Genomic DNA, 10,963 nt, shown 5'->3' with positions numbered 1-10,963 from the left:
GGGTATCGAGTGGCCGATTGACTTCGAGCCGTTGCTGGCCGCGAAAGACGCGGCAGGCAAGCGTCTTGCCGATGCTGAAGTCTACGCATAAGGGGTTACCGTATGAGCGCACATGATGCCAGGCGGACGATTCTCGTCACCGGGGTAAATGGCCAGGTTGGCTTCGAGCTCGCGCGTACGCTGCAAGGGCTCGGCAACGTAGTCGCGGTCGACCGCGCCACGCTGGATCTGTCCAATCTGGACCAGGTCCGTGCGGTTGTTCGAGACGTGCGGCCTGCGCTGATCGTCAACCCCGCGGCCTATACGGCGGTCGACAAGGCAGAAGAGGAATTCGATCTCGCCATGCGCATCAACGGCGAAGCGCCGGGCGTGCTGGCCGAAGAAGCGAAAAAGCTCGGCGCAGCGTTGATTCACTATTCGACCGATTACGTGTTCAACGGCGAGAAAGACGGTGCCTACGTCGAAGACGACCCCACGGATCCGCAGAACGCGTACGGGCGTACCAAGCTCGCCGGCGAGCAGGCGATCGCTGCGACTGGCGTGAATCATCTGGTGTTGCGTACGAGCTGGGTGTACGGCACCCGTGGCAAGAATTTTCTGCTCACCATGCTGCGGCTCGGCGCCGATCGGCCCGAGTTAAAGGTCGTCGCCGATCAGTTCGGCGCGCCGACCTGGAGCAACACGATCGCGACGCTGACCGCGCATCTGAGCGCCCAGGCATTTGCTGCGGAAGACAGCGCTACGTGGTGGAGCGAGCGCTCGGGCATCTATCACCTGTGTGCTGGCGATGCGACATCGTGGCACGGTTTCGCGTCCGCTATTTTCGAACTCGCGGATCTGCCGAACCGTCCGAAGACGCTGCCGATTCCGGCTTCCGACTATCCAACGCCGGCAAAGCGTCCATCCAATTCACGGATGTCGAACGAGAAGTTGGCGCAGGTGTTCGGGCTTGCTGCGCCGCATTGGCGCGACGCCTTGAAGCTGTGCCTGACCGACGCTTTTCCGCGGTCGCCTGCAGCCCGTTCTTAACGCATAAGACGCGCTCTTGCCCGACGCTCGCCATGCGGCGTGGCGCCTTGACTGTCTGACGATAGTGAAAGGGGGCAGGGGTAGAATATCGCTCGGTCTGGAAGACTCGCGGCGGCCCGGTATTTGGGGCAAACGCGTGAACATTCAGGGCGTGCGGATGGTCGCGCGATCGACTGATTTGTGGGTCGTGCTGACTATTCACCGTCAGAAGACATCAGTAATAAATACGGTACTGAGAGGGCTCTGTGAGTTTGTTACCGATCATTCTTTGTGGCGGGGCGGGTTCGAGACTATGGCCGGTCTCGCGCGAGTCGCACCCAAAACCGTTCATTCGCCTTGCGGATGGCGAGAGCCTGCTGCAAAAGGCGTTCTTGCGCGCGGTTGCGCTGCCGGGCGTGAAGGAAGTGCTCACGGTAACGAACCGCGATCTGTTCTTCAAGACCGAGGACGATTTCCGCCAGGTGAACGCGAAGGGCAACGCAACCTCGTTCATTCTCGAACCGTTTGGTCGCAACACGGCTGCGGCGATTGCCACGGCGGCGTTGCACACGGCGAAGGTGCATGGCGACCAGACAGTCATGCTGGTACTGGCCGCCGATCACCTGATTGCCGACCAGCAGGCGTTCGCCGCGGCTGTGGCGGCGGCGCAGAAGCTTGCGCAGGCGGGCAAGGTGGTGACCTTCGGTATGCATCCGGAGACACCTGAAACCGGCTATGGCTACATCGAGGCGGATGGCGACAAGGTGGTGCGTTTTGTCGAGAAGCCTTCGCTCGAGAAGGCACGCGAGTATCTCGCTTCGGGCAATTTCTTGTGGAACTCGGGCATGTTCTGCTTCACCGCGGGCACGATCCTGAAGGAAATGCAGCAGCACTGCCCGGAGATTCTCAGCGCGGCTGCGGAGTGCATGGAGAAGTCGCCCTCCGCCGAGGGTAAGGCTGGTGCTCAGGTTCGCCTTGAGCCTGGCTCCTTTGGCGCGGTGCCGGACGTATCGTTCGACTATGCGGTGATGGAGAAGTGCGAGCAGGCGGCGGTGGTTCGCTGCGACATCGGCTGGACGGATGTCGGTTCGTGGACGGCGCTTAGCGACCTCTCGCCGGCGGACGGCAGCGGCAATCGTGTCGAAGGCGAAGCGCTGCTGCTCGACGTCAAGAACTGCTATTTGCGTGGCGGCGACCGGCTGATTGGCGCGGTGGGCGTCGAGAACCTGATCGTGATCGATACGCCGGACGCGCTGCTCATCGCGGATAAAGACCGGGCTCAGGACGTGAAGCAGATTTTTGCCGAACTCAAGTCGCGCGGTCATGAAACGTACAAGGTGCATCGCAAGGTGCACCGGCCGTGGGGGACTTACTCGGTGCTCGAAGAAGGCCCCCGCTTCAAGATCAAACGCATCGAGGTCAAGCCGGGCGCGAGTCTTAGCTTGCAGATGCATCATCATCGCAACGAGCATTGGGTGGTGGTCAGTGGCATGGCCAAGGTCGTGAACGGAGAGAAGGAGCTATTCGTTTCGACCAATGAGTCGACCTACATTCCGGCGGGTCACAAACATCGCCTCGAGAATCCGGGCGTAGTTGAACTCGTGATGATTGAAGTGCAGAGCGGCGAATATCTGGGTGAAGATGACATCGTCCGCTTTGAAGACATTTACGGACGTGCTTGAGATGGATATTAGTTTTGTCAATGATACGGAAGACCTCACACGTCACACTCAGAACGACGATCTGATCGTCGGGATGAAGTCGGTGCGGGTATGGGGCACGCTGGGATGGCACGATATCCGGCAGCGGTATCGCCGTTCGGTAATCGGTCCGTTCTGGTTTACGTTGAGCACCGTCATCATGGTGCTGGTGCTGGGCGCGCTGTATTCGACGCTGCTGCACCAGGAAATCTCCGACTATCTGCCGTACCTCGCAGTCGGGTTGGTGGTATGGGCCTATCTGGCCTCGGTGGCAAACGAAGGGTGTACGGCCTTCATAGGCTCGGCATATCTGATCAAGCAGATCCGTCTGCCGCTAACGATCCACGTGTGTCGGATTGCCTGGCGCAACTTCGTGATCATGCTGCACAGCTTGCCTGTGGTCGTCGTGCTGTTGCTGGCGTTCGGCAAATGGCCGGGCTGGGAAATCCTGCTAGTGCCGTTCGGTCTGGTGCTGCTGCTGCTGCATGGCGTATGGCTCGGCGTGACGCTCGGCGTGCTGTGCGCGCGCTTTCGCGACATCCCGCCGATCGTCACGAATCTGGTCCAGGTCGTGTTTTTTTTCACGCCGGTCATGTGGTCGCCGGAAATCCTGAAGAGCCGTGCGTGGGTCGCTGAATACAACCCGCTTTATCACCTGATCGAAACGGTTCGCGCTCCGTTGACCGGCCGTACGATGCATTGGGAATCGTGGGCGTGGTCAGTTGGTTTGTTGGTAGTGGGTTTTGTCTTCGCGCAATTCCTGATGCAGCGTTTTCGTAATCGCGTTCCTTATTGGCTTTGATACCGTGAGTTCTTCTTCGATTGTTGCTCGTAACATATCCGTCGAATTTCCGATTTACGAGAACTCCCATCGCTCACTGAAAAAGGCGGTGCTCAATCTCACGACGGGTGGCCGCATCGGTCAGGATGCCGGTCGGCATGCGATTGTCAAAGCGCTCGACGATCTCAGCTTCAGCTTTACCGAAGGCGACCGCGTGGGTCTGGTCGGTCACAACGGGTCAGGCAAGACAACCCTGTTGCGCACGCTGTCGGGCGTGTACGCGCCCGTGCGCGGCGAGCTCAGGGTGAATGGCAAGATCGCTTCGCTGCTGGATGTGTCGATGGGCCTCGACCCCGATGCAACCGGCTTCGAAAACATTTATCTGCGCGGCATTCTCGACGGCCTGAAGCCAGCGCGTATCCGCAGCAAGATCGACGAAATCGCGGATTTCAGCCAATTGGGCGACTACCTGAATCTGCCGGTGCGCACCTATTCGAGCGGGATGATGTTGCGTCTTGCGTTCGCGATTTCGACCAGCGTCGAAGCCGACATTCTGATCATGGACGAGTGGCTGAGCGTAGGTGATGCGGAGTTCAGCATCAAAGCGGCGGAGCGCCTCGAGAGTCTGGTGGGCAAGGCTTCGGTGCTGGTGGTGGCTTCGCACGATCCGAAGCTGGTGGCGCGGGTGTGCAACCGCAAAATTTCCATGGAGCACGGCAAGATGATCTCCGACGAGCCGATCGTCGCGCCGGAGCCTGACCCGGAACCGCTGGTCAGCCACTCGGCGCAATTGCCGCACTGATACGGCTACGGGCGGTTGGTCGCGGTCATATGGCCGCGGTACCGTCCGTTGCATGCATTTGACGGCGATGCGGCGCCGGCCGTTATGTCTCATTGAGGCTGCACGCCTAATCCAAACAGTAACGCTGAAAGCGTGCGCGGTTCTGCGCGGTGCAATCGGCGCAAGCCACACAGGCGCAACAAGGTTCGAATTTCATGCGAGCTAATCATCCATTTCTGCGGTACTCCGAATCTTTGCTCGTGCGACAGCCGTTTCGCACGCTCAAGGGCTTCGCGGGTGGCTATATCGCCTATCCGATTGCCGAGAGCCGCGAAAAGCGCAGCGTGCGTCCGAAAATCGAAGAGTTGCGCCAGCATTACGCCCTACCGATGCCAGAGCGTCGCCGCATTGCGCTCGAGCGGTTGGCCGGCATGCTCGAATTCGCGGGCGCGCAGGTGCCGTATTACCGCGATCTGTTCCAGGCGAAGCAGTTCGATCCGGCGAAAGTCAAGCAAGACCAGCGTTATCTGGAAGAGCTTCCTTATCTGACCAAAGATATTATCCGCGAGCAGGGCGCACGACTGTATTCGGCGCCACTCGAACAAACGCGGCATCACGTCTGCAAAACCGGCGGGTCGACAGGCCTGTCGTGCACGATCTATTACGATCAGGACGGCGCCGACTATTCATCGGCAGTCACGTTCTACGCCCGCGAGCGCATCGGCAAATTGCGTCACCGCTCCGAACTTCATTTCGCTTGCCGTTTTCCGGATCAGGCGATTCCGGAATGGCCATCGCGCGAAGACTTCAAATGCTTCGCGATGAATCGAAGCAACATCTTCTTCGACCGCATCGACGACGAAGGGCTTGAGGAGATGTGGCAGACGCTCAAACGGCGTAAGCCCTATCTGGCTCATTCGCATCCGTCGACCATGTATGCGCTCGCCTGTTACGTGCAGCGCAAGTATGGCGGCGGCAACGCATTCCAGGTATTCGAGTCGAGTGGCGAATTGCTCGAACCGCACGCGCGCGAAGTGATTGCGTCGGCATTGCGTTGCCGGGTGATCGATCGCTACGGTCTCGCCGAGCTCGGTGTGATGGCCTACGAACTCAATGGTCACGAAGGCGGTTTTCAGATTCTCGAATCCGAAGGGTGGCCGGAAAGCCGCGTATCGGAAGGCAATCCCGATGGTGCGCATGAACTTGTGTTCACCGGTTTCCGCAATCGGCTAATGCCGTTGATCCGCTACGCGACGGGCGATCTTGCACGTGTGGAGGAATCCGCGAACGGTTTTTTCCTGACGGATGTTGTCGGGCGAATTCATGATGTCGTACCGATCAACGGCGTAGCGCACCCCACGCACCATATCCAGGACATGCTTGATCATCGGGTCGGCGGCATTCAGGAGTTTCAGATCGATTTGCGGACCACGCCGCCGACATTGCGCATCGTGCTCGAGCCTTGGGCGAATCCGGACGAAACAAGCAGCAAGCTGCGCCACTATTGGCAGGATGCTTTTACGATTGCTTTCGTCGGGCATGACGATCTGGTGCGCGTCGGAAGTCGCGCCAAGTTTCGTCACGTGGTGAGCGCATGATCGGCGTTCTGTTCGCGGACGCTTCCGCGGTGGCTGGCCAATACGTATTGGCCGCCGTGCGGCGGTCGGTCAGTGTGACTCAGGCACAGCCGATTTCGCGCAGTGCTTTGCGCTCTATCGCGCCGGCCGTAGTCGTTGCAATCGATGTGCCGGAGGAGTGGGGCGCGGACCTGTTTGAATGGTTAAGCGCTCAGCCACGCAAGCTGGTCCTCTTCGGTCGCGTGCCGTCTGCACTCGCGCGGGATCTGAACTATGAAACGGTAGACTGGCCGGCGGAACTGGAAGCGGATAGTCGCAGCGAAGCCGCGCCGTCGCGTGAAGCGAGAGAGAGCCATGCCGTAGTGCGCTATACGCACCTGGTGGAAGCATTGGGCGGGCAGACGTGGGACCGACCATTCGAGCGCTTCGACTTCACTGACGAATGGAACAACCTCGGCTACGGGCGCATTCGGCACGACGGCTCGATTTGGGCGGTCGCGCAAGCGGGCCAGGTAGCAAGCGATGCGGAACTGGCGTCGGTACACGTCGCCGGCGGCCGTCGTTTTTCTTACGCGGCGCTTTGGGACGCGGACGCAGCGAGCGTGCTGTGGATCAACCGCCCAGTCGGGCCATGCGATTCGTTCGAATGGCGCATCGTCGAGAATTTCCTGTCAGGCTATCGCGCGCAAGCACTGCCGTGTCAGCCGGTGTTGAGCGAGATTCCATGGGGTTTCGATGCAGCGATTACCTCGCGACTCGATTGCGATGAAAGTGTCGAGGCAGCGCGCCCGTTGTGGCAAGCCTACCAGCGCCTCGGCGTGCCGTTTACGCTGGCTGTGCATACGCAGAATCTGATCCGGCCTGAAGAACACGCGATCTTGTGGGAACTGCTGGTCGACCAGGGGCAGGGCGCGGTGCTCTCTCATACGGCGACTCACGCGCCTAATTGGGGCGGCAGCTACGAAGCCGCCCTCGAAGAGGGGCGTCAATCGGCACAAGCGCTGCAGATCGTGACGGGCAATCCGGTGCGGTACGCGGTGTCGCCGTTTCACCAGTCGCCGCCGTATGCGTTGCGCGCATTGGCCGACGCCGGCTATGAAGGCTGCGTCGGCGGCATCATCCGCAATGATCCGGAGTTCGTGCTGGCGCGCGGCGGAGCGCTTGCGGGTTTGCCGGAAGGCTTCGTCGGCCATAGCCAGCAATGCATGCTGCACGGCGATTGCATGCTCGCCGTAGGCGACCCGCTTGCCGTATTCAAGCGTGCTTTCGATCTCGCGTACGACACACAAACGTTGTTCGGCTATCTCGATCATCCGTTTTCGCCGCGCTATCAATACGGTTGGCCGGACGAAGCGGCGCGCATTGAAGCACATGAGCAATTCATTGAGTACATCCGCAGCCGCGCGCAAATGCCGGTCTTCATGACGGAGGCGGGTGCGCTCGATTTCCTCAAGTTCAAGTCGCAGACACAGGTGATCGAGGAGGACGGCGGATTCCGCGTCCTCGTCCCTACCGGCATGGCCGCTCCTTATTCGCTCGGCGTCGAATTTCGCGGTGCCTATGAGCAAGTCGAGTCAGGGGAACGATTGCAATGAAAATCATGGTGGTGATGGGCACGCGGCCCGAGGTCATCAAGCTGGCGCCGGTCGTAAGAGCCTTGCGCGCCGAGGTCGAAACCGTCGTTTGCGCGAGCGGTCAACACAAGGACATGGCTGCACAGGCGCTCAAATTTTTCGGCATCGAACCGGACATCACGCTCGACACGATGAGTCCGGGGCAATCGCTGAACGCCTTGTCGTCGCGCCTCCTGGCTGCTCTCGATCGGGCGCTGGAGCAGGCGCGTCCGGACTGGGTAATCGTGCAAGGCGATACGACGACGGCGTTTTGCGCCGGTCTCGCGGCTTTTCATCGCGGGATTCCGGTGGGCCACGTCGAAGCTGGATTGCGCACCGGTGATCTCAAGAGCCCGTTCCCCGAAGAAGCCAATCGCAGTCTGCTGAGCCGCATCACCACGCTGCATTTCGCGCCGACTGAATTGGCGCGCCAGAATCTGTTGAACGAAGGCATTGCAGCGGAAAAAATCCTCGTCACCGGCAATACGGTGGTGGATGCGATTGCGGCAGTGCGCAGGAGTTGGGACGGGACGCCGCCAGAAAGTCCGCTGCCACCATGGACGGGTGCCGAGCAGCAGCACATCCTCGTCACCTGCCATCGGCGCGAAAATTTTGGCGACGTGTTGCAGGATATTTGTCGCGTATTGCGCGACCTGTGCCAACGCTATAGCGATTACCGCTGGATCTTCCCGGTGCATTTAAATCCCGCCGTGCGCGAGCCCGTGCTGCGTGAACTGAACGGCATCGCCAATCTCGCGTTGATTGAGCCGGTCGATTACCCGACCAGTCTCTATCTGATCAGCGGCAGCGCGGTCGTTGTCAGCGACTCCGGCGGCATTCAGGAGGAAGCACCCACTTTCGGCGTGCCGGTCGTCGTGATGCGCAACCACACCGAGCGGCGCGAAGGGGTTGACGCGGGCTTTGCAACGCTGGCCGGTCAGGCGTCGGACAGTATCGAACGCGCGGTGATTGGCTGGCTCGACGATCCGGCGCGCCGCGAGGCACTGCGTAATCGAGCGAACCCTTACGGTGACGGGCTGGCCTCGCAGCGTATTCTCGACAGTCTGCTGGGCCGGCCGGTCGAGGTGTTCAGTGGTTGAACGGCAGGATACGACGCTTGCCGCGCGAGACTGCGTGTTGTTTTCGACCGCCGACTGGGACGAACCGTATTGGACGAACAAGCAGCATACCGCGAGCAATCTGGCCGCGCGTGGCTGGCGGGTGCTTTACGTGGAGAGCGTCGGATTCCGTTCGCCCAAAGTCGGCAGCGGGCGCGACTGGGCCCGCCTGTGGCGCCGTCTGTGGCGCGGCATGCAGTCGCTCGTACTCGGGGCGCCTCGGCGCGCTGAGAACATCTGGGTGCTGTCGCCGTTGATGGTGCCGGCCAAACATCATTGGCCGCTGGTTCGCACGCTGAACCAGGCGCTGCTTCGGTTCTCCGTCGTGCGCTTCGCGAAATCACGGCGCTTCAAAGATCCAGTCGTGTGGACATATCACCCGTTCATGCTCGATGCAATCGAGACGCTGCCGCGCGGGCCGCTCGTGTATCACTGCGTCGACGATATCGCGACCATTCCCGGCGTCGACGTGGCAGCGTTCAACAATGCGCAGCAAGCGCTGCTCGCGCGTTGCGAAGCGGTCTTCACGACCGCGAAATCGCTGCAGGAGACCTGTCTGCCGTATAACCCGAACACGCACTACTTCGGTAATGTGGTGGACGACGCGCACTTCGGCCAGGCACGTCAAGCGGGCCCGGTGCCTGCGGAACTGGCCGCCATTCCGGAACCCCGGCTGGTCTATCACGGCGTGCTGTCCGACTTCAAGATCGACTTCCCGCTGCTTTTGCAGACCGCACAGGCGCGGCCGGATTGGCACTGGATCATCATCGGCGAAGAACGCGAAGGGCAGCGCAGCGATTTGCTCGCACAACTTGCGCGCTTACCCAATGTGCATCTATTCGGCTATCGCAGCTATCAAACCTTGCCGGAGTATCTGCGCGGCGTGCAGATCGGCGTGCTGCCGACCTTGCTGAACGAGTACACGCGCTCGATGTTTCCGATGAAGTTTTATGAATACCTGGCGGCCGGCTTGCCGGTGGTGTCGACGCCGCTGGATTTTGCGAAAGAACCGCGTGCGGGTCTCGAAGTGGGTGGCGACCTCGAAGCCTTCATTGCCGCAATCGAGAAACAGCTTGCGCGCGGCAAGCTGAACGCGGATGAGGCGCGAGCGGCGGTGGGCGACAACACGTGGGAGCGGCGTCTGGACAAGATGCTGCAGATCACGTTCAGCGGCCGTGAATCGGGCAACGGCAGCGTGCGACAGCACTGCGGCGCGGAGGTGCGCACGTGAAAGTGGTTCATGTCTACCGTACCTACTTCCCCGATCCGCCAGGTGGCTTGCAGGAAGCGATTCGCCAGATCGCGCTGTCGACGCGCGCGTGCGGTGTCGAGCCACGCATTCTGACTTTGTCGCCGACACCCGAGCCAACGGAGATCGACTCTCCCGAGGGGCGCGTCGTACGCGCGAAATCCTGGGCGGCGCCTGCGTCGTGCGATCTGGGCGGCCCGAGTGCATTAATGAAGTATTGGCAGATGGCCGACTGGGCCGACGTCGTGCATTTCCACTTTCCGTGGCCGTTCGCGGATGTATTGCATCTGCTGGGTCGCACGAAAAAGCCCACAGTGATGACATATCACTCTGACATCGTGCGGCAGAAAGCGCTTGGCGCCGTCTACGGGCCGTTGATGCGGCGCACGCTGCGTAGCATGTCCGCTGTGGTTGCGACTTCGCCTGCCTATGCACAGACCAGCGAGGCGTTGATGGAATGCGTGACGAAGGAGCGGCTGAAGACCATTCCGCTCGGCATCATCGACTACCGAGACGAGCCGCATCCCGTAGATGCGCAACGCGACATGGCGAACCGTCTTGGTCTTGCGGCGGACGAACCGTACTTTCTAGCTCTCGGCGTGTTGCGCTATTACAAAGGCCTGCACACGCTGATCGAGGCTGCGCGCCATGTTAATGCGAAAATTGTGATCGCCGGTTCCGGTCCGGAACGGGGGCGTTTGGCGGAGTTGGCGAGGCAGACGGGTGCGAGCAATGTCGTCTTCGCGGGGCAGGTGACGCACGAAGAAAAGGTCGCCTTGCTCAAGGGATGCCGCGCGATGGTGCTGCCGTCGCATTTGCGCTCTGAAGCGTTCGGCATGGTGTTGGTGGAGGCCGCAATGTTCGGTAAGCCCATGGTGTGCTGCGAGGTCGGATCCGGAACGTCCTACGTCAACCAACACGGTGTGACGGGCTTTGTCGTCGCACCGGAACAACCAAAGGAACTGGCTGGCGCGATGAATGTGCTACTGAGTGACGACGCCTTGGCGGCACACATGGGGCAAGCGGCGCGCGAGCATTATGAAACGTTGTTTTCGGGTGAGGCATTGGGTAAGGCGTATAGCGCGCTGTACGACGACGTCGCGCGATGAAGCCCAGGGCGATGCGAAGGCAGAACG

General features: G+C 60.7%; 9 protein-coding genes and 1 pseudogene. All 10 read left to right on the top strand.

What is annotated here, in order from left to right; all coding sequences use genetic code 11:
* Positions 1–91 (top strand): annotated as a pseudogene (locus HHL24_RS30440) (dTDP-4-dehydrorhamnose 3,5-epimerase); the annotation flags it as partial.
* An 11-nt stretch (positions 92–102) separates the two neighbouring features.
* The gene (gene rfbD, locus HHL24_RS30435; protein ID WP_169489039.1) at positions 103–1,029 is read left to right on the top strand and encodes a dTDP-4-dehydrorhamnose reductase; all 927 of its coding nucleotides are present in this window, start codon (positions 103–105) and stop codon (positions 1,027–1,029) included.
* Between the two features lie 245 nt (positions 1,030–1,274).
* A complete protein-coding gene (locus HHL24_RS30430) occupies positions 1,275–2,690 on the top strand; it encodes a mannose-1-phosphate guanylyltransferase/mannose-6-phosphate isomerase (protein WP_169489038.1) in 1,416 nt (471 codons plus the stop codon).
* Position 2,691: 1 nt separating this feature from the next.
* Positions 2,692–3,510 (top strand): ABC transporter permease, encoded by an 819-nt coding sequence (locus tag HHL24_RS30425; RefSeq protein WP_169489037.1) that lies wholly within the window; start codon positions 2,692–2,694, stop codon positions 3,508–3,510.
* A 4-nt stretch (positions 3,511–3,514) separates the two neighbouring features.
* Positions 3,515–4,291: an ABC transporter ATP-binding protein gene (locus HHL24_RS30420; protein ID WP_169489036.1), complete on the top strand. Its 777-nt coding sequence runs from the start codon at positions 3,515–3,517 to the stop codon at positions 4,289–4,291.
* A gap of 194 nt (positions 4,292–4,485) precedes the next feature.
* The gene (locus HHL24_RS30415) at positions 4,486–5,868 is read left to right on the top strand and encodes a phenylacetate--CoA ligase family protein (protein ID WP_169489035.1); all 1,383 of its coding nucleotides are present in this window, start codon (positions 4,486–4,488) and stop codon (positions 5,866–5,868) included.
* Positions 5,865–7,442 carry a polysaccharide deacetylase family protein gene (locus HHL24_RS30410; RefSeq protein WP_169489034.1) on the top strand — a complete coding sequence of 526 codons (1,578 nt, stop codon included), beginning with the start codon at positions 5,865–5,867 and terminating at the stop codon, positions 7,440–7,442. The genes HHL24_RS30415 and HHL24_RS30410 overlap by 4 nt, the downstream gene beginning before the upstream one ends.
* The gene (wecB, locus tag HHL24_RS30405) at positions 7,439–8,560 is read left to right on the top strand and encodes a non-hydrolyzing UDP-N-acetylglucosamine 2-epimerase (RefSeq protein WP_169489033.1); all 1,122 of its coding nucleotides are present in this window, start codon (positions 7,439–7,441) and stop codon (positions 8,558–8,560) included. Before HHL24_RS30410 ends, wecB begins: the two co-directional genes overlap by 4 nt.
* Positions 8,553–9,809, top strand: a complete 1,257-nt coding sequence (locus HHL24_RS30400; RefSeq protein ID WP_169489032.1) for a glycosyltransferase — start codon at positions 8,553–8,555, stop codon at positions 9,807–9,809. The genes wecB and HHL24_RS30400 overlap by 8 nt, the downstream gene beginning before the upstream one ends.
* A complete protein-coding gene (locus tag HHL24_RS30395; RefSeq protein ID WP_169489031.1) occupies positions 9,806–10,936 on the top strand; it encodes a glycosyltransferase in 1,131 nt (376 codons plus the stop codon). Before HHL24_RS30400 ends, HHL24_RS30395 begins: the two co-directional genes overlap by 4 nt.
* Positions 10,937–10,963 lie beyond the last annotated feature (27 nt).

Origin of the sequence: Paraburkholderia polaris (assembly GCF_012927345.1) — a bacterium.
Taxonomy (GTDB): domain Bacteria; phylum Pseudomonadota; class Gammaproteobacteria; order Burkholderiales; family Burkholderiaceae; genus Paraburkholderia; species Paraburkholderia polaris.
This window is presented reverse-complemented; position numbering and strand designations above follow the sequence as displayed.

Excerpts from the sequence above, each read along its gene's own strand:
- rfbD (WP_169489039.1), top strand. The coding sequence starts at position 103 with ATGAGCGCACATGATGCCAGGCGGACGATTCTCGTCACCGGGGTAAAT.
- HHL24_RS30425 (WP_169489037.1), top strand. The coding sequence starts at position 2,692 with ATGGATATTAGTTTTGTCAATGATACGGAAGACCTCACACGTCACACT.
- HHL24_RS30415 (WP_169489035.1), top strand. The coding sequence starts at position 4,486 with ATGCGAGCTAATCATCCATTTCTGCGGTACTCCGAATCTTTGCTCGTG.
- HHL24_RS30410 (WP_169489034.1), top strand. The coding sequence starts at position 5,865 with ATGATCGGCGTTCTGTTCGCGGACGCTTCCGCGGTGGCTGGCCAATAC.
- wecB (WP_169489033.1), top strand. The coding sequence starts at position 7,439 with ATGAAAATCATGGTGGTGATGGGCACGCGGCCCGAGGTCATCAAGCTG.